This is a genomic window from Haliscomenobacter sp. (assembly GCF_033763495.1).
Taxonomy (GTDB): Bacteria; Bacteroidota; Bacteroidia; order Chitinophagales; family Saprospiraceae; genus Haliscomenobacter.
The window spans coordinates 1-15,586 of the sequence record NZ_JANRKL010000139.1; the positions used below are offsets into that span (position 1 = coordinate 1).

At 46.7% G+C, this 15,586-nt stretch carries 18 protein-coding genes and 1 pseudogene; 10 read left to right on the forward strand and 9 right to left on the reverse strand.

Going from position 1 to position 15,586, the window contains the following annotated elements:
* Window positions 1-163: 163 nt before the first annotated feature.
* The 6 genes and pseudogenes from SFV55_RS30215 to SFV55_RS14080 form a co-directional block, all read left to right on the forward strand.
* Window positions 164-310, forward strand: a pseudogene (locus SFV55_RS30215) (SRPBCC family protein); the annotation flags it as partial.
* A 91-nt stretch (window positions 311-401) separates the two neighbouring features.
* On the forward strand, window positions 402-530 hold the full coding sequence (locus SFV55_RS14060) for a hypothetical protein (RefSeq protein WP_320030147.1): 129 nt from the start codon (window positions 402-404) through the stop codon (window positions 528-530).
* Window positions 527-1,033 carry a DUF1772 domain-containing protein gene (locus tag SFV55_RS14065; protein WP_320030148.1) on the forward strand — a complete coding sequence of 169 codons (507 nt, stop codon included), beginning with the start codon at window positions 527-529 and terminating at the stop codon, window positions 1,031-1,033. The genes SFV55_RS14060 and SFV55_RS14065 overlap by 4 nt, the downstream gene beginning before the upstream one ends.
* A 139-nt stretch (window positions 1,034-1,172) precedes the next feature.
* On the forward strand, window positions 1,173-1,493 hold the full coding sequence (locus SFV55_RS14070) for a metalloregulator ArsR/SmtB family transcription factor (RefSeq protein ID WP_320030149.1): 321 nt from the start codon (window positions 1,173-1,175) through the stop codon (window positions 1,491-1,493).
* On the forward strand, window positions 1,490-1,993 hold the full coding sequence (locus SFV55_RS14075; protein ID WP_320030150.1) for an SRPBCC domain-containing protein: 504 nt from the start codon (window positions 1,490-1,492) through the stop codon (window positions 1,991-1,993). Before SFV55_RS14070 ends, SFV55_RS14075 begins: the two co-directional genes overlap by 4 nt.
* A gap of 7 nt (window positions 1,994-2,000) precedes the next feature.
* The gene (locus SFV55_RS14080) at window positions 2,001-2,642 is read left to right on the forward strand and encodes a DUF998 domain-containing protein (RefSeq protein ID WP_320030151.1); all 642 of its coding nucleotides are present in this window, start codon (window positions 2,001-2,003) and stop codon (window positions 2,640-2,642) included.
* Between the two features lie 188 nt (window positions 2,643-2,830).
* Here the strand turns inward: SFV55_RS14080 and SFV55_RS14085 are convergent, their stop codons facing one another.
* From SFV55_RS14085 to SFV55_RS14115, 7 genes are all read right to left on the reverse strand, one after another.
* Entirely contained in the window at window positions 2,831-3,244 is a 414-nt protein-coding gene (locus tag SFV55_RS14085) for a hypothetical protein (RefSeq protein ID WP_320030152.1), read from the reverse strand.
* A 33-nt stretch (window positions 3,245-3,277) separates the two neighbouring features.
* The gene (locus SFV55_RS14090; protein ID WP_320030153.1) at window positions 3,278-4,045 is read right to left on the reverse strand and encodes an SDR family NAD(P)-dependent oxidoreductase; all 768 of its coding nucleotides are present in this window, start codon (window positions 4,043-4,045) and stop codon (window positions 3,278-3,280) included.
* An 89-nt stretch (window positions 4,046-4,134) separates the two neighbouring features.
* The gene (locus tag SFV55_RS14095; RefSeq protein ID WP_320030154.1) at window positions 4,135-5,064 is read right to left on the reverse strand and encodes a helix-turn-helix transcriptional regulator; all 930 of its coding nucleotides are present in this window, start codon (window positions 5,062-5,064) and stop codon (window positions 4,135-4,137) included.
* Window positions 5,065-5,175: 111 nt separating this feature from the next.
* Window positions 5,176-5,796, reverse strand: coding sequence for a YdeI/OmpD-associated family protein (locus SFV55_RS14100; protein WP_320030155.1), 621 nt, complete (start codon window positions 5,794-5,796; stop codon window positions 5,176-5,178).
* A 76-nt stretch (window positions 5,797-5,872) separates the two neighbouring features.
* Entirely contained in the window at window positions 5,873-6,217 is a 345-nt protein-coding gene (locus SFV55_RS14105) for a TfoX/Sxy family protein (protein WP_320030156.1), read from the reverse strand.
* 24 nt (window positions 6,218-6,241) lie between these two features.
* Window positions 6,242-6,937: an acyloxyacyl hydrolase gene (locus SFV55_RS14110; RefSeq protein WP_320030157.1), complete on the reverse strand. Its 696-nt coding sequence runs from the start codon at window positions 6,935-6,937 to the stop codon at window positions 6,242-6,244.
* A gap of 113 nt (window positions 6,938-7,050) precedes the next feature.
* Window positions 7,051-7,998, reverse strand: a complete 948-nt coding sequence (locus tag SFV55_RS14115) for a nitrilase family protein (RefSeq protein ID WP_320030158.1) — start codon at window positions 7,996-7,998, stop codon at window positions 7,051-7,053.
* Window positions 7,999-8,206: 208 nt separating this feature from the next.
* On the opposite strand from SFV55_RS14115, the gene SFV55_RS14120 reads away from it, so the two are divergent.
* The 4 genes from SFV55_RS14120 (at window position 8,207) to rsgA (ending at window position 12,297) form a co-directional block, all read left to right on the forward strand.
* Window positions 8,207-9,625 carry a TonB-dependent receptor gene (locus tag SFV55_RS14120; RefSeq protein ID WP_320030159.1) on the forward strand — a complete coding sequence of 473 codons (1,419 nt, stop codon included), beginning with the start codon at window positions 8,207-8,209 and terminating at the stop codon, window positions 9,623-9,625.
* Window positions 9,625-10,440 (forward strand): M15 family metallopeptidase, encoded by an 816-nt coding sequence (locus tag SFV55_RS14125; RefSeq protein ID WP_320030160.1) that lies wholly within the window; start codon window positions 9,625-9,627, stop codon window positions 10,438-10,440. Before SFV55_RS14120 ends, SFV55_RS14125 begins: the two co-directional genes overlap by 1 nt.
* Before the next feature lie 156 nt (window positions 10,441-10,596).
* Window positions 10,597-11,346 (forward strand): geranylgeranylglyceryl/heptaprenylglyceryl phosphate synthase, encoded by a 750-nt coding sequence (locus tag SFV55_RS14130; RefSeq protein ID WP_320030161.1) that lies wholly within the window; start codon window positions 10,597-10,599, stop codon window positions 11,344-11,346.
* A 3-nt stretch (window positions 11,347-11,349) separates the two neighbouring features.
* Window positions 11,350-12,297 (forward strand): ribosome small subunit-dependent GTPase A, encoded by a 948-nt coding sequence (gene rsgA, locus SFV55_RS14135; RefSeq protein WP_320030162.1) that lies wholly within the window; start codon window positions 11,350-11,352, stop codon window positions 12,295-12,297.
* Between the two features lie 58 nt (window positions 12,298-12,355).
* Here rsgA and SFV55_RS14140 read toward each other — a convergent pair whose 3' ends face one another.
* Together SFV55_RS14140 and SFV55_RS14145 are read right to left on the reverse strand one after the other, a co-directional pair.
* Entirely contained in the window at window positions 12,356-13,930 is a 1,575-nt protein-coding gene (locus SFV55_RS14140; RefSeq protein WP_320030163.1) for a T9SS type A sorting domain-containing protein, read from the reverse strand.
* Between the two features lie 100 nt (window positions 13,931-14,030).
* Window positions 14,031-15,362 (reverse strand): MATE family efflux transporter, encoded by a 1,332-nt coding sequence (locus SFV55_RS14145; RefSeq protein WP_320030164.1) that lies wholly within the window; start codon window positions 15,360-15,362, stop codon window positions 14,031-14,033.
* Between the last annotated feature and the right edge of the window lie 224 nt (window positions 15,363-15,586).

Genomic DNA, 15,586 nt, shown 5'->3' on the forward strand with positions numbered 1-15,586 from the left:
CTTTTTATTCTCTTATCTTTAATATCCTCAAAACGAGCAATTAAAGATTGGAGTTGCGCTGATTGAATTCTTTCTCCCATTGACTTTTTCCAAAGCTAGGGCTTCTCATCCTTTTTTCCAATTTTAATGCGTTTGCCCTGACCCCAGGGAGTGGAACAATACCAAAATTTCCTTTGACCTTTTGCAGGAAGGAGATAAAACAAAAATAACCTTTACCCATGAGGGACTAAGCCCTCAATTGGAATGTTATGGCAGTTGTTCGGGTGCCTGGACGGCGTACCTGGAAAAATTGGCGGCTGTATTGAATTAGTGGCATCAGCTGCAAATTTTGTCGGGTTTGTTCAATTTTCTCCATTCTCGTCCCCTCATCTTTGCTCCATCATTTTTAAAAGAGCAAAATCATGCGTAAAAAAATCTTCATCACTCGGGGAACGGGAAAAACCGGAAAAAGAGTAGCCGAGCACCTCTGCGGGTTATCTTTAAAAAACCGCGAAAACCGGCATCTGGAACCCCAAACTCAATTGAAATGAACCTGCTAAAAATCACCGAAATCGCCGCATTGCTCTGCACTGGGCTCCTGGCTGGTGTTTTTTTTGCCTTTGAAACGGCAATCAACCCTGGCTTACAGCGTCTGCCTGATCTGACGTATCTCAGCACGATGCAACAGATCAATCGAGTCATTCAAAACCCTGTGTTTTTATTCGTGTTTATGGCACCCCTGTTTTTAACGCCATTCGCCACCTGGCAACAATGGGGTAAATTTCCGCTAGCTTACACTTGGCTGTTGGCCACCGTCCTATATGTTGTGGCCGTATTTGGTGTGACGATTTTTTTTAATGTGCCACTGAATGAATTGCTAGACAAAGTTGATTTGAGTAAGACCGCTGAGGTAGATCTGCAAAGCCTGAGGAAACACTATGAAATGCCCTGGAGCCGTTGGCACAGCCTGCGGACCGGGGCAGCAGTGCTGGCATTCCTGCTTTTGATATTTGCTTTAATGACGGAGAAGGCCAACATCACGGCGTCACAATAATCAAATAGACAGATTTTTATTGAACCCATTCCAAAATGAGGCGCTTTCTTTTTTTTCAAAAAAGTAGACTGAAAATTTGCGCAAATGATCGGTTGCATTTATATTTGCAACCGATCATTTGCATAAAGCGGATTCACCCATGCGTAGAGACATTTTTCAAGCCATAGCAGACCCAACCCGCCGGGCCATCATCGCACTGATTGCGGTACAAGCCATGACGCCAAACGCCCTGGCTGAACATTTCGAAACGACCCGACAGGCTGTTTCAAAACACCTTCAAATCCTGAGCGAATGTGAGGTGGTGAACCAGCAGCAACAGGGCAGGGAGATTTATTACCAACTCAAAATTGACAAAATGAAGGAGATCGACCAATGGCTTGAGCAGTTCCGCAAAATTTGGGAACAGCGCTACACGCAACTCGACGAATTAATTCAAACCTTAAAATCGGATAAAGCATGACCGCCAAACTTCTTTTTGACTTCCTGGTAGATCAGGAAAAAAACACCATTACTGTACGCCGGGAATTTGCAGCGGGCCGCCAACTGGTGTGGGACTGCCATACCAAGAGTGAACTGTTGGAGCAATGGTTTGCCCCAAAGCCCTGGAAAGCCCGCACAAAAAGTATGGACTTCCAAGAAGGCGGTCACTGGCTTTATGCCATGTGTGGACCCGATGGTGAAGAGCACTGGGGACGTATGGATTACTTCAGTATTTTACCCATAGAAAGCTACAAGGGCTGGGACGGTTTCTGCAATGCAGAGGGCGAACTCAATGCTCAACTTCCTCGTGCCGAATGGCATTCTACCTTCGAAGAGCTTTCTGATAAAACCGTGGTTCAAACCGTGGTAACTTACGCATCCCTTGCCGACCTGGAAACGGTCATTCAAATGGGCATGAAAGAAGGCCTGACGATGGCGCTTGACCAGTTGGAAGAACTGCTTAATGCACTAAAAAAATAAGGTACCCATGGACGTTTTAGCTGTATTGTCAATGCTATCCGGTGGGCTATCGCTGTTTTGTTTATTGGCCTTACATTTTGTCAGTCCCGAGTTCCACCCGAGCTGGCGAATGATCAGTGAATATGCCCTGGGTAAATACAAAGGGCTTCTGAGCGCATTTTTCTTTTTGTGGGGGGCCTGTACCATCCTGAGTGGCCTGCTGCTTTGGAATGTCGTTGATAGCATATGGGCATCAATTGGGGTAATTGTACTCTTCATTTCAGGCCTTGGTGCCATTATGGGCGGCCTATTTGACATAAAACACCCCAAACATGGCCTCTCTTTTATGCTCGGAGTACCCACGCTCCCGCTGGCTACCTTGCTCATTGGTTATCACTTACTGGGCCAGGAGGGATGGTCCTCGTATCGGGGTATACTCTTGTTTTCTGCTCACACCCCCTGGATCTCCCTGGTTTTGATGGGGGGAGCGATGGCTTTGTTGTTTTCGGGTTTTAAAAAAGCAGGTTACCCTATGGGTCCTGACGTCGAAGCGCCCGAAAAACTGCCTGAAGGGGTAATTCCCCTGGCGGGTTATGCCAATCGTTTGTTGGTGTTGTGTTACCTGATTTGGCCAATTTTGGTGGCTTTTTTAAAGATGAATTTGGCCTAAGGGGCGATTAAAGATGAAATGTTCCTTTTGGCAATTGGTGGAGTATGAATTTCTAAATTGTGGAATTGTGCGAGTAGCTCAAATGCCCAATTGAAAATCATACTCCACTTCCTTTGGCAGTGCAAAAAAGAAGTCAGAAAGCCACTCATCTGGGCATTGAAAAAACTACTTTTCGGTGGCAACCCTTTTTACCCCAAAACCTCTACTTCCTTGTAATAAAATTTCTCCGAAATCACCTGGCCGTCCTGCCATTTTTGCCTTGAAACCTCTCGAATAAGGTGCCGTTGAGCGTTGCGGGTGAAGCCGATTTCCATTTCTGTGAAAACAATTTCTTCCTCCACATTGATGGCCTGGGCGAGCACCCTGGCTTGAAAATCTTCAACTTGCGCCATCAACCCTTTTTCGTACTGGATACAAAAGGCCTTGCCCATCCTTGGTTTTTCCTCGTTTTCCTGCATGGCCACCTCTTCATGGTAATAAAGTTCCATGGCCTCCACGGGGTTTCCTGCTTCTAGCAAGTTGTACAAATGGTGTACTTGTTGGACAAAATCCATCGTTGAGATATTGTTGATGAGAAAAATAACAGGTGCCGAAACGGCCATACCAATAGCATTTCGGCACTTGTTGGCTCAAAATCAGATGTTGACACCTCCCGCGACTTCAATTCGCTGTGCGTTCACCCATTTGGCATCGTCGCTGCATAGGAAGGCAACCACGCCGCCAATGTCATCCGGCAGACCTACCCGGCCCAAGGCTGTCTGTGCTGCAAGCATGGCGTTCAGGTCCTTGTTGTCCCGTACTGCGCCGCCGCCGAAGTCGGTCTCAATTGCTCCTGGGGCAACGGTGTTTACCCTGATTTTCCGGTTCCCCAATTCCAGTGCCTGGTAGCGGCTCAGGCTTTCAATTCCTGCCTTCATGATGGCGTAGGCCGCGTAATTGGGGTAGGAAAAACGAGCTAAACCACTCGAAATGTTTACGATACTTCCACCGTCCGACAGTATCGGTAACATTTTTTGGGTAAGGAAAAACGCCGCTTTCAGGTGGATGTTTACCATTTCGTCAAACTGTGCTTCGGTGGTGCTTTCGAATGCCGCATACACCCCTGTCCCAGCGTTGTTCACCAGGGCGTGGATTTTGTCGTTGCCAAATTCACTCGCCAATTTGTCTTGCACCTGAGCGACGAAAGCCTCATAAGTACTGCTTTGGGAAACATCAAGCGGAAGGGCTACCGCTTTTTTGCCCATAACCCTGATGCTATCCACCACCGCTTTGGCCGCCGACTCCTTGCTTTGGTAGGTGATGATCACATCAAAACCTTTTTGAGCCAATTGGATGGCCATATCTTTGCCCAATCCCCGGCTGCCACCGGTTACGAGGGCTACTTTTGTTGAACTGCTGGTCATTTTGGATTCTATTTAAAGTGAGTCGCAAAGTTCGGATTCACTTGAAACAAAACCCTTGTATTTGTCAATCCAGTTTTTGCAAAATTCAATCAATTTCGAAATTGGAGTGGAGAAAGCCCGGCGTGTTTTTTGAAAAAATTGGAGAAATGAGCCAACTCCTCAAACCCCAAAGCAAGGGCAATCGTAGAGATGTTCCATTGGGTTTGTTTGAGCAAAATTTTTGCTTCTTCCAGAAGCCGACCGTTGATGATTTCGCTGGTGCTTCGTTTGGTCGTTTCTTTGAGTGCCTTGTTTAAGTGGTTGACATGGATGTTGAGTGCCTGTGCAAAATCAGTCGGGCTGCGGAGCTGGATGGCCTGTCGTTCGTTTTCAACCGGGAATTGCCGTTCGAGCAACTCGATGAACAAGGTGCTGATTCTAGTAGCCGAATTGATTCTGGTCGGGGTACTCGCAATGGGTTTTAATTTTTGCCCTTGATGAATCAGTTCGATCAAATAATTGCGCAATAGGTCATATTTATAGGCATAATCAGAAGCCAATTCTGCATCCATTTTTTTGAAAATCAACTCAAATTCAGGATATTGTACATCATTGAGCTCATAAACAAAATCACTGCTGGGCAAATAAATGGGCAATTCATCAATCACCAGACCCGTTTTTGCTTTTGACAAAAAGTCCTTGGTGAATACACAAAAATACCCCTGCTGTTGATCGTCCTGCGGCGTGTACCGGTACGGGATTTTGGGCGTAGCAAACAAAATTCCCTGCTTTTCGATGAGCAGCGTTTTGTCGGCATATTCAACCAGGTTTTTCCCTTTGATCAAACTTATTTTGTAATACAGGCGGCGGTTGTAGGACATTTCGCTCCTGCATTTGCCACTGTAATAAAACTTGGCAATGTCAAAAACATTAAAATGCCCCAAATCCCGAGCACTGTCGGTTTTGAAAAAATAATCGAGGTTCGCCAGTTCGGGTCCACAAATATCCTGGTAAAACGACCTAATGCTGATGTTTTCCATTTTTGCAAATTTCAAATAATGGCAAAGGTACGATAAAAAAACATTTGTTTCAGGCCCTGTTCAGCAGCCAGGAAAAAAGCAGCGAACTGTGCTTCTATTTCTGTACTGCATTCAATCCATCAGCCCTCGCCCCGCAAAAATCAGTGGTAAACATTTTTCAATCCTTGCGACCCGGGTTTTGGCTTGCTTCGGCTGCGAAAAATGAATCAGGTACCCGCGCTGTCGCCCCGGGGTCAAAGCGCGGAATGCAACTTGCAGGTCGGGGTTTTCATCCAGTTTTTGTTGAAATTCCTCGGGAACGGTGTATTCCTCAATTTTTTTTAGACTGGGCTTCACCCCGGCTTTTTCAACCTCGATGGCTTCGAAAATATAAGCTTTCAGGGTGTCTTCCAGGCGCAGGATGGTCGCCAAATCTGTAAAACGGACAATTTTAGCCACTTGCGAATTTTCCCCGGCAAAGACCAAAATGCCCGCTTCATCATGCAAAAGCGAACCTTTAAAAAAGCTGAGCATGCAGTCCTCATTGAAGGCGCCAAGCATAACCACGTTGCTTTTTTGAAAAGTATAAACCGGATGGCCCCATTTCGCCTCTTCGGTCAGCCCACAATCCAGTAGGATGGAACGGAGTTGGGCGAGTTCCGAGCGCCACCTTTGGACTTTGCAGTCGGAGGTGTCGAATTTTGAGCAACGTCCACAACCAGAAGCGAAAAAATCGCTAGGATTCGTAATCATGTTTTATTTTTTCTGCGGGTAGATTTGAAAAAAGGGAATTGAAAGGAAATTTGGGTTGATGAACAATCTCGATGAATTACTTTTTTTTCTTACTCGACTTCGCTTTGGGATTAAACTCCAGGCATTTTTCCAACCAAAACTCCAAATCCTCATCCTGCTCATAGTCTTCAGGTTCCACATAAAGGTAACCGTGCATCACTCTTCCGGCTTGCTCCATTTGGCTTACCCCATTTTTGCACAGCAGCACTTCTTCTTCAGCAGGGTCTACTCTGGCCAATAACTTATTGTCCCGATTGGCCCCCGCCAGCATTTTGTCGTCGACCATGAAGGCCATGCCGCCGAACATTTTCTTTTCTTCGAAAGATACGCCTTTGATGGTAAGGAAATTGGCTATTCGGGCTGCGGTAATTGTTTTGTCCATCCTTGTTTTTTTGCAAATATAAAACTATTTGTGTTTTTGGTAAATTAAACTTAAAGAAAATCCATTGCTATCGTGTCCGGGGTTGCGTTCAGCACTCGGATGGTTACCGTTGGAAACGTGAACGTGCCAAAATGCAGCTTGCCCTTGTAGCCAGGGGCTTAATTGAAATACCGAACCGATGCCGTATTTGGGCGTTCCATTTAATCGCGTTCCCATCCGGTTGTCGCCAAAAAAACCGGAGGGCTGTGGATACTCCTCCAAAAAATACATCAAACCTGCACCACTTTGAAAAAACAGCTTGAACCGCTCTCCCTTCACAGGATAAAAACGTACAAAAGGCCGAAGGCCAAACCCCCAGGTATGGTTTACTTCGTCGTTTGTATAATAGGAGCTCACTTCCGCTCCCAGTGACATAAAACTTCGAGCGACAAACAGGAACCCAGTATTGCTTTGATATATTGTGGTTTTACTGCCGTAGTATCCAAAGGAAACCCCTAAATCTTCATACCAGCTGAGTCGCTGTAGATTGGCTTGGTTATTTTTGGACAAGAGCAACACCGCGGAAGCAACAGCAGCGGGTACGATGATCCCATTGACTGTATGCAGGTTCAGGGGTTCAAAGCCCAGAGGATTTTCATACCATTTGGTGAAAGGTGGGAATTGAGCATTTAAGTTTGAGCCAAACAAACAGCACCAAAGTACCCAATAAAAAATCTTCATGTTGACAGTCGTTTTCACGAAGTTAAAGCCTTTTGGGAAAGGCTTTTTTAAAGGGTGACTGAACTGGACAATTTTAAACCTAAGTTGTCCTCGCAACGTACTGAAATAAATGCTTATACATCCAGCCACACCACTTTCTGCACCGACTCGTGCGCTTGCCCTAAAATACCCGCGTACAGTTCCGGTTTCCTGGCCTTGATGTAGCGATACCCACCCGCCTGGGCCAACTTCTCCTGCGTCAAAGTGGCCAGCACAAAATCATCGCCCAAAGTTCTACACTCCGCAATCACATCCCCAAAAGGATCTATGATCATCGAACAACCATTTTTCAACTGATCGTCGTCCATACCTATCGGGTTGGAAAAAACAACGTAAATGCCATTGTCATACGCACGGGCGGGCAGCCATTTCATCAGCCAGTTACGGCCTTTCATGCCATCAAATTCCAGGCGGAGGGAAGTGGGATCGGCTTCGCGATTGTACCACAACTGCGGGTCTACAAAACCTGCCCCCGGGCGAGTGGAAGGGGTACACATCGTCACGTGCGGCATAAAAATGAGTTCGGCTCCCAGGAGGCGAGTGGCACGTACGTTTTCGATCACGTTGTTGTCGTAACAAATGAGGATGCCACATTTCCAGCCCTGGAGTTCAAAAACGCAGTAACTGTTGCCCGGCGTAAGGTGGGGATTGATGAAGGGGTGAATTTTGTGGTATTTGGCCAGAAGCCCCGTTTTGTCCACACAAACGTAGGTTTTGAAGAGCCTTTCCTCCTCATCTTTTTCAAAAAGCCCGGCCAAAATTGCGATGTTGTGGCGCTGGGCAATGCGGATCAAAGCTTGAACACTCTCCCCTTCAGGAACCAACTCGGCCACATCCAGCATTTCCGCTTTGGACAGGTTTCGGGCAAAAGTGTAGCCTGTGATGGAACACTCGTGGAAGGCGATCACCTGGGCACCAGCTTCGGCGGCTTTGGCGGCTAGTTTTTCGATGATGGAAAGGTTGTAGGCTTTGTCGCCACTTTTGTTTTCAAATTGGGCAGTGGCGATTTTTAGGTTTTGCATGGGTGAAGAAAAACTTGGTCTACGATGAATTGTCAAACAATAGACCAGACAGGTCAATTAAATGTGGCCTGAAAGCACATTTTTATAAATCCTTCCCATGCTGATTGAGCACCCGATTGATCTAAAAAGGGAATTACTGGTTCAAAAAAAATCCAACAAGCACTGACTCCCCACACATCTTTCGTACCTTGTGCCCAATATTTTTTCCATGCGCAAACTACTCGAAACCGAACAAAAGGCACTTGAGATCAACCTTGACCCGCTCATTTACGGCACTTTTGCTGAAATTGGGGCCGGACAAGAGGTAGCCCGCTACTTTTTCCAGGTGGGAGCGGCAGCTGGTACGATTGCCAAAACCATGTCTGCCTACGACAAGGTGTATTCCGATCACATTTACGGCCCCGAGCCCAGTGGCCGTTATGTGTGCGAGTCACGCCTGTACAAGATGCTCGACCACGAGTACGAGTTGATGAATACCCGCCTGCGGCAAGAACGGCCCGAATGTAGTTTTTTTGTTTTTGCCGACACCATCGCTGCCATCAATTACAGCAAAACCATCAAAGGTGACGGCTGGTTAGGTATCCGTTTCCAACTCAGCCCCGAAGGGGAGCCCAACGATCTGGTGTTGCATGTGCGCATGCTGGACAACGACAACAAACTCCAGCAACAAGCCATCGGCATCCTTGGCGTCAACCTGCTTTACTCCTGTTACCGCCACAACGATAACCCGGAAGACCTACTTGAATCCTTGATTGACAGTTTGCGTGGCCGGGTAAAAATCGACATGGTGCGCCTCACTGGCCCCGATTTTGACCACGTGGACAATCGTTTATTGAGCCTCTACCTCATCAAACACGGCTTATCGGATGTGGCCATGTTTGGCCCGGATGGGCGCAACCTGCAGGCTTCTGAGTTTTTGTACAAAAAAGATGTTTTGGTGGTAAGGGGTAGTTTCCGCCCTCCTACCCTGGTCAATATGGACATGCTCAAAACGGGTTACCAACAATTCCGCAATGAGCCCGATGTAGACAGCAAAAAGACTTACCTGCTCACCGAAATCACCCTTTCCAACCTAAAGTCGGACGGAGACCTGGATGAAAAAGATTTTCTGGATCGTGCTGAATTGTTGAATGCCCTGGGCCAAACGGTGATCATTTCCAATTGTGAGGAACATGCTCAACTGATCAATTACCTGGCCGACTACCGCATCAATAAAATTGGCCTGGTGCTGGGGGTGCAGTTTTTGCTGGAATTGGTCAACCGCAAATACTACGAAAACATGGACGGGCGTTTGTTGGCTGCCTTTGGTGAGTTGTTCACCAAAAATGTCAAAATTTACGTGTACCCGGCCATGCAGGAAGGCAATGAAGAATTGATGACCGCCCAAAATACCCCAGTGCCGGAAGGGGCCAAGTTTTTGTACCGCCACTTGATCGACAACCAGCAAATTGTCGACATCGAAGGCTACGATCACAACATCCTGCACATTTTTTCCAAAGAAGTCCTCTCGCTGGTACGCAATGGCAATGCTGGTTTTGAAATGATGGTGCCCAGTAAAGTAGCCGCTCTCATCAAGGAGAAATTTCTCTTTGGGTATCCTTACGAACAAAAAGAATTCGAATACTGATGATAAAAATCTTGATCCCCATTTTGATGTTCGGCCTTTGGAGCGCCAGTTGTAGCAATACCGGAAGCTCGTCGGGTAAACTGAACGAACAAAAATCCCAAGTAAAAGCACAAATGGCGGCACAAACCGAGGTAGCCGAGCAAATTGATTTTGATCTGGACTACCTGATGGGGCATTTCAATCCCACTAAGCATCCCGATTTTACCAAAGTGAGCAGCCCATATACGGACCGGGCCGATATGTACCTGCGCAAGGACGCCTACGAAGCCTTCAAGTCCATGTATGCGGCAGCACTAAAAGATGGAATCACCTTGAAAATCATCTCGGCAGCCCGTAATTTTGACGTGCAAAAAGGCATTTGGGAAGCCAAATGGAATGGCAGTCGGATCTTGTCGAATGGAGAAAATGCCGCCAAGGCTTATCCCCTTGCCAAAAACCGCGCCATCAAAATTATGGAATACAGCGCCATGCCTGGTGCATCCCGCCACCATTGGGGTACCGACATTGACCTGAATAGCCTTTCTGACAAGTGGTTTTTGCAGGGTGATGGGCAAAAAATCTATTCCTGGTTGGTCAAAAATGCAGGGAGCTTTGGGTTTTGCCAACCCTATTCGGTCAAAAACACTGAGCGCCCTTATGGGTACAACGAAGAGAAATGGCATTGGTCGTATATGCCAGTCTCAAATAAATTGACTACTTTGGCTCGCAACCAAATGAAAGACAAGCTAATCACCGGTTTTTCTGGTGCAGAAACGGCTGAGGAAATTGGCGTAGTACAAAAATATGTTTTAGGGATCAATCAGCAATGCCAATAGTTTTATAGACATCATAGTAGTGGGGCAAAAATAAGTGCTCATTTTTCCTGAGCCAAAGGATCATATAAGACACTTAAAATGAACCATTTACTTATATAATTCTATAGCAAAAATGAGGCCTTATTTTTTTATCGCCCCATATAGAGCAACCAACACGTGAATTCAAAGGTATACACATCCATCGAACAGTCGCGCGCAGCGGGACTAAAGCAATTGGCGGTTCTCATCGACCCTGACCGACTGCGTGCCCAATCGGTGGATGCACTGATTGCCCTGGCCGAACGGGGCGTCGACTTTTTTTTCATTGGTGGCAGTTTGCTCTTGGATGAAAAAATGGAGGAATACCTACAGCTGTTGCGCCAAAACGTGGCGCAACCTCTTGTCATTTTTCCGGGCAGCCCCTTGCAAATTTCCGCGCGTGCCGATGCTATTCTCCTGCTCTCCCTCATCTCGGGGCGCAATCCTGATTTACTGATTGGGCAACATGTAATTGCGGCCCCCTACCTGAAAGCTTCGGGTTTGGAGATCATTCCTACCGGCTATATGCTGATCGACGGTGGCGTGAGTACTACTGCTGCTTACATGAGCAACACCCAACCCATCCCACCTGAAAAAATTGAAATCGCCGTTTGTACCGCCATGGCGGGAACCATGCTGGGCTTAAAGCTGTTGTACCTTGACGCTGGCAGTGGTGCACAACGCCCGGTGAGTGCCGAGATGATCCGGGCGGTGCGTGCAGCAGTGGACGTTCCACTCTTTACGGGAGGAGGAGTGCGCAGCCCTGAATTGGCCTACACCAATCTTCAGGCTGGTGCTGATCTGCTGGTGGTTGGCAACGCATTGGAAAAAGATCCTGGATTATTGATCGAAATTGCTGCGGCAGTACGTGCGGCAGGTAATGAATAACAAATGCAAGGAATAGTCATAAAGTCGACGGGGAGTTGGTACAATGTGCGAATGGAAGACGGACAAGTGTTGGAATGCCGTACAGTGGGAAAACTGCGTTTGAATGATTTGCCGCTCACCAATCCCATCGCGGTGGGGGATGAAGTGCTGGTTGAAATGGAAAATGAAACGGGCAACGGCCTGATCAAAGGCATCATGCCCCGCCGCAATTATGTAGTGCGCCAATCTCCTCGACGTAAACACGATTTACACCTTTTAGCCAGCAACATCGATCAGGCCCTACTGGTCACCACCATCACCCAACCAAAACTCAAACAAGGGTTCATTGACCGCTTTTTGCTCATGGTAGAACCCTACGAAATCCCTACCATCATTGTATTCAATAAAGCAGATTTGTACAGCGACGAAGACCTGGAGGTATACGCTTATCTGGAGGATCTCTACCAGGGCCTTGGCTACACCGTCATTTTGGCCTCGGCCATGACAGGCGATGGAGTTGCTGAACTAAAGGCGCAACTAAAAGACAAAGTCACAATGCTGAGCGGCCAGTCTGGTGTAGGTAAATCTAGTTTACTCAATCAGATTCAATCCAATTTGGAACTACGGGTTGGCGAAATTTCTGATTGGTCAGGCAAGGGCCAGCACACTACCACTTTTGCAGAAATGCACCCTCTGGACATGGGTGGACAAATCATCGATACGCCTGGCATCAAAACCCTCAGTTTCATCCATTTGGAACCTAATCAGATCGCCCACAACTTCCGGGAAATTTTTGCGCTATCCCCCCAATGTCGCTTTGGTGGCGCCTGCCTGCACCGCAATGAGCCAAAATGCGCCGTAAAAGCAGCCGTGGAACGGGATGAAATCAGCCCTCTGCGTTATGAGAACTATTTGTACATTTTGCAGGAGATTGAGGATCTGAATCATTGGGAGCGGAAGAAAGGGATGTAATAATAGTGGAAGGGTAAGCCACTTCCTTGGAAATGGCTTACCCTTTCAACAATCAGTACTAATACTTGATTATCTTTTCATACGCCGCAGGATGTCCATCTATCGTTAAAGACAACAAATAAAGCCCTCCAGCCAGAGAAGAAACATCTACCCTGCTTTGATTTTTTCCTTCATACATGCGGAAATTGAATTGCTTCATGGCTTGTCCATTGAGGTTGTACAAGGTCCCCACCGCTTCACCAGCAACTTCAGAGTTTACTTCCACCAATAGTGATTCATTGGCTGGAACGGGGCTCAAGCGCAAGCTCAACTTATCCCGGAAAGCTTCCTGGACAGCAGTGGTTTTTGAAGGCGCAAACGCCAAAGTAGGAGATGCTACTGGCCAGCGGCCTGCTACAGGAACAGAAACCCCCTTGGTATGGCCACGTACGCTATCCTGCCCATAATAATACAAAGGCCAACCTTTGAATGCCAGTTGCTGCCGACCAAAAACGGTAATTGTCTTGAATAAAGTATCACTGGTACCTGTCGGAATCGCTTTTAAGGTATCATTGTAAATTGGCCAAACAGGGTTGTTGCTGAAAGTAGAGTTAGTGAATTTGTTTTTCAACAACGAATCCCTTGAAAAAGTATACAAGGTGCGCCCATAGGCATCCACAAGGTATTTCACCCGTTCCGTACCTGGCACGTACTTACTAGTGTAGATGATTCCATCCTGTCCTTTGAGGCTGCCATCCATGATCATGACCTTGTAATCCGGTTTTGCAACGTACCAAAAGGTACCTACCCCTTCCCCTTTAGTTTCTCCGGCCGCGGCATCAGCAGCGTAGTAGTACAATGGCCAGCCTTTGTAGGTGGTTTGTTTTTTTCCATCAGGTCGGTTGATGGTACCAAAATCTCCAGTAGTGAGGCCTTGCCCTAAGACCAGATTGGCTTTGTAAAAAATCGGCCAGGTAATTGCACAGTTCCCAGTACAAAAAGAGGTATCTTTTTTGGCATCTCTCGTAAAAAAATAAAGGGTTTTCCCAGTAGAGTCAACCAAAATCAACCCAAATTTTGCGTCTTTTACCACTGAAAGATTGGGCTTAGCCAAATCACAAAGTGTTGGTTCAGCAGTTTTCCAATCAGCGGGAGCGCTGGCATTGCCTGTAGCTTGAATAGATTGGTTACTGGTGAAAGCAGGTACAAACGAATTGGCCGCCCAGATGCCATTAGCAATGGCTAAAGTAGCGCGGCGGTGGCCCGCTTTACCCCATTCAACATAATCAATCAATCCGGCTGCACTGCCGAAGGTAGAATTGGTATAAATACCCATTTCGCCATCGGCGGGGTTTACACCAACATTTTTTCCTTTAACGACAACTACCTTACCCGGTTCAAGAACGGTACTTCCACAAGTAACAGCCAGATCAGAAATCAGATCGTAAGCGGGAAAATTGCAAAGCCAGTAGCTTCCAATGTTGACGTTAGCGGAACCAAGGTTTTTAATTTCTACCTCTCCACTTGCAGAAACTTCCGTAATGACAATTTGAGCAGGAAGTAGCAAAGTAAAAAAAAGCAGCATTAGGGTGAAAATAGGAGCCAAAAGAAATACGCGTTTGCGTTTTTGGTCTACATGTTGAGCTTTTAACATAAGTTTGGGTTTTGTCACTGAATAGTGGGTTAAAGTGAAATGACAATCCCCGGTACAGCATTTATTTCAAAATGGTGGCTAGGTGTAGAAAAAATTAACTTTACTCTTTGCTCAACTGATAAAACCGCCACGTAAACCACACTGCCTGGGTACTCAAGGCAATCAAAAACCCAACCCACACGCCCTTTACACCCCATTCCAAATGGAAAGTCAACCAATAGGCCGCGGGCATACCTAGCATCCAATATGCCACAAAAGAGATGATTGAGGGCATCCGGGTATCTTCCATGCCCCTTAGAAGTGAAATGCCAACTGATTGCATGGCATCTGATATTTGAAACAAACTGGCAATGACAATCAGTGAAGAGGCAATGCCCCAAACTTTGGGATCGTCGATGAAAGTCCGGGCAATGCGGTCCGAACCAAACATAAAACACAAGGCTGGAATCAGCACCAGGCTCACCGCTAAAAACATGGCAGAAAAACCCGATAGGCGAATTTGGCCATGATTTTTTTGGCCAAAAGCCTGACCAATCCGAATCGATCCTGCCGTGCCAATGGCCATTAAGACCACAAAAGTAGTACTCGCCAAAGTCATCGCCACTTGATGACCCGCAAGGGAATATTTTCCCAAATGCCCAACCCATACTGCGCCCAAAGAATAAGCCGAATATTCTATCAAGGCTTGTCCGCTTACAGGCAAGGCCAATCCAATGAATTCTTTGGTTTTTGTCCAGATTTCATCTTTGTGGATCGCCGCATTCATGATCGTTTTGAAACGGACCCCACGGCGTAAATAGACAATGATGCCGATCAATTGAGCAAAAATGGTAAGAAAGAAGGAAAAACCCAGACCAAGTACCCCCATTTGGGGAATGCCACCGATCCCAAAAACAAAAATCCAGTTCAGGGTCCCCCCCAAAAGAGCGCCAGCTAGAGAAAACACCAAACCTACTTTGGTCATCGACAGCCCATCGATGAAATAGATGAGGTTGAAATACAAGGACATCATGGGCAGTTGGGCAATCAATATCCACAGATAAGGTTGGGCCAATTTGGCTACATCCTGCTCATGTCCTATGCGTTGAAAATTAAGTGCAATTGCAATCAGCACAATTGCCTCCACCAAAGAAAAAAGGAATGAGGTGATTCCACTCGCGTATAAAATTCGTTTGACTTCAGCAGGGTCATTTCTTTCGTCTGCTGCAGCTACTAGTGGCGAGGTCATCGACAAACCTCCGATGCCGATCAGAGCAACTAGCCAAAAGATGGGATTGGTTGCTCCTGCGGCGGCAACGTCGGTCACATTCACTTGCCCAATCATAAAAGTGCCCAAAGTAGCCAGCAACATGCTGCTTAATTCGGCCAGCGCAATAGGCAAACCAAGGTTAAAAAGGATGCGGAGTTCGGTTCGAAAGGGCTGTAGGTTCATAGATACAGGTTAGCAGAGGCCAGCGTTTGTCGAAGTAGTGGGGCAAAAATAAGTGTTCATTTTTTTTGAGCCAAAGGATTAAATGAGGCACTTAAATTGAACCGCTTACTCATCTAATCCTTTGGCAAAAGGAACACTTATTTTTTTATGGCCCTGAGTGATGGTACTTGAACAAACAAAGATCGACATAAAGTTTCATCGATCTTTGAAATTTTCGTTTCATT

What these genes read in the sequence shown, in the direction of transcription:
- SFV55_RS14060 (WP_320030147.1), top strand. Translation starts at nt 402, where the DNA reads ATGCGTAAAAAAATCTTCATCACTCGGGGAACGGGAAAAACCGGAAAA.
- SFV55_RS14065 (WP_320030148.1), top strand. Translation starts at nt 527, where the DNA reads ATGAACCTGCTAAAAATCACCGAAATCGCCGCATTGCTCTGCACTGGG.
- SFV55_RS14070 (WP_320030149.1), top strand. Translation starts at nt 1,173, where the DNA reads ATGCGTAGAGACATTTTTCAAGCCATAGCAGACCCAACCCGCCGGGCC.
- SFV55_RS14075 (WP_320030150.1), top strand. Translation starts at nt 1,490, where the DNA reads ATGACCGCCAAACTTCTTTTTGACTTCCTGGTAGATCAGGAAAAAAAC.
- SFV55_RS14080 (WP_320030151.1), top strand. Translation starts at nt 2,001, where the DNA reads ATGGACGTTTTAGCTGTATTGTCAATGCTATCCGGTGGGCTATCGCTG.
- SFV55_RS14085 (WP_320030152.1), bottom strand. Translation starts at nt 3,244, where the DNA reads ATGGCCGTTTCGGCACCTGTTATTTTTCTCATCAACAATATCTCAACG.
- SFV55_RS14090 (WP_320030153.1), bottom strand. Translation starts at nt 4,045, where the DNA reads ATGACCAGCAGTTCAACAAAAGTAGCCCTCGTAACCGGTGGCAGCCGG.
- SFV55_RS14095 (WP_320030154.1), bottom strand. Translation starts at nt 5,064, where the DNA reads ATGGAAAACATCAGCATTAGGTCGTTTTACCAGGATATTTGTGGACCC.
- SFV55_RS14100 (WP_320030155.1), bottom strand. Translation starts at nt 5,796, where the DNA reads ATGATTACGAATCCTAGCGATTTTTTCGCTTCTGGTTGTGGACGTTGC.
- SFV55_RS14105 (WP_320030156.1), bottom strand. Translation starts at nt 6,217, where the DNA reads ATGGACAAAACAATTACCGCAGCCCGAATAGCCAATTTCCTTACCATC.
- SFV55_RS14110 (WP_320030157.1), bottom strand. Translation starts at nt 6,937, where the DNA reads ATGAAGATTTTTTATTGGGTACTTTGGTGCTGTTTGTTTGGCTCAAAC.
- SFV55_RS14115 (WP_320030158.1), bottom strand. Translation starts at nt 7,998, where the DNA reads ATGCAAAACCTAAAAATCGCCACTGCCCAATTTGAAAACAAAAGTGGC.
- SFV55_RS14120 (WP_320030159.1), top strand. Translation starts at nt 8,207, where the DNA reads ATGCGCAAACTACTCGAAACCGAACAAAAGGCACTTGAGATCAACCTT.
- SFV55_RS14125 (WP_320030160.1), top strand. Translation starts at nt 9,625, where the DNA reads ATGATAAAAATCTTGATCCCCATTTTGATGTTCGGCCTTTGGAGCGCC.
- rsgA (WP_320030162.1), top strand. Translation starts at nt 11,350, where the DNA reads ATGCAAGGAATAGTCATAAAGTCGACGGGGAGTTGGTACAATGTGCGA.
- SFV55_RS14140 (WP_320030163.1), bottom strand. Translation starts at nt 13,930, where the DNA reads ATGTTAAAAGCTCAACATGTAGACCAAAAACGCAAACGCGTATTTCTT.
- SFV55_RS14145 (WP_320030164.1), bottom strand. Translation starts at nt 15,362, where the DNA reads ATGAACCTACAGCCCTTTCGAACCGAACTCCGCATCCTTTTTAACCTT.